This is a genomic window from Senegalia massiliensis, assembly GCF_009911265.1.
Classification (GTDB): Bacteria; Bacillota; Clostridia; order Tissierellales; family SIT17; genus Anaeromonas; species Anaeromonas massiliensis_A.
Window position 1 is genome coordinate 1 of the sequence record NZ_QXXA01000043.1, and the last position, 1,091, is coordinate 1,091.

Below are 1,091 nucleotides of genomic sequence, written 5' to 3' on the forward strand. Positions count from 1 at the left end.
AAGGAATTTTTTATACTTTGTAGAATAATTAATTTAAACATAGTAATAATCTTACCAGGAGGTTTTAATATGGAGGATGCCATAAATGACTTAGTACAATTATCAAAAGATTTCATTAAATTTGCAGAAAAACTTTATAAAGCTGAAAAGATAGACAAAGAAACTTATATAGAAATTACAAAGAGAAAGAAAGGTTTTTTAAGGTTTATTGAAAAAGACAAAAGACATAATACATAAATGATACAATGAGCAATTATTTTAAGACTAGAGATTTCTCTCTAGCCTTATTTTTTATGTAATATTATAGGAGAAATTTTATCAATAATTAATAGAAGTAAAAATTAAATTATTTGTTTTTGCTTCCATATCTTATCCCTAGACTAATAGCAATCATTAATATTATAACTGAAGGCCAATCTTGTTTAAAATATAGTGAATTAACTACTATACCTAAAGTAATAAGAATAACATAAATCATTATATAAGCCTCTCTTTCATAAGTAAAATTAATTATTCATTATTAAATATTATAGAGCGTTTTTAAAATCCTTTGACATTTTTAGAAAATCAATAAAAATCTTAATAATTATTAGTTTTTGTTATTCTTTTTATTAAAAAATAATGAAATAGTTAAGAATATGGTTAAAGCTATAGCTAAAGAATTATATAAAATACCCAATAACCAATGTGTATTTATATAATATTGAGAGTATTATAACATTGAATACATTTATAAAAATTAAAATGAAAAATTTAATTATAGTATTTAGTTTATACATATATTTATTCTTTAAAAAATTTATATTTTTTAAAAATAAGAATATGAACATAATAGTAAAAATATAAAATAAAATATATGCCAAACCACCTTCTGTAAAAAATGGCTTATACATAATTTTTAATCCTCCTTATATTATTATTAGAATAAGGTTATTAATATCAAGAACTTTTAATAATATTTACTCTATCAAAAAAGGATATAATATTTTGTGAAAATTTGTCGAATATATGTTACATTTGTTTTAATAGCTATTAATATTTGGAAACACATAGAATTACATACATTTAATAATTAATTTAAAGGTATTTAT

General features: G+C 19.2%; 2 protein-coding genes. One reads left to right on the forward strand and one right to left on the reverse strand.

Annotated elements, in window-relative coordinates; translation table 11 throughout:
- On the forward strand, positions 1 to 237 hold a 237-nt coding region (locus D3Z33_RS16435; protein ID WP_207708362.1), incomplete at its 5' end, for a hypothetical protein.
- A 109-nt stretch (positions 238 to 346) separates the two neighbouring features.
- Here the strand turns inward: D3Z33_RS16435 and D3Z33_RS17060 are convergent.
- Positions 347 to 478, reverse strand: a complete 132-nt coding sequence (locus D3Z33_RS17060; RefSeq protein WP_279279103.1) for a hypothetical protein — start codon at positions 476 to 478, stop codon at positions 347 to 349.
- Positions 479 to 1,091 lie beyond the last annotated feature (613 nt).

What these genes read in the sequence shown, in the direction of transcription:
- D3Z33_RS17060 (WP_279279103.1), bottom strand. Translation starts at nt 478, where the DNA reads ATGATTTATGTTATTCTTATTACTTTAGGTATAGTAGTTAATTCACTA.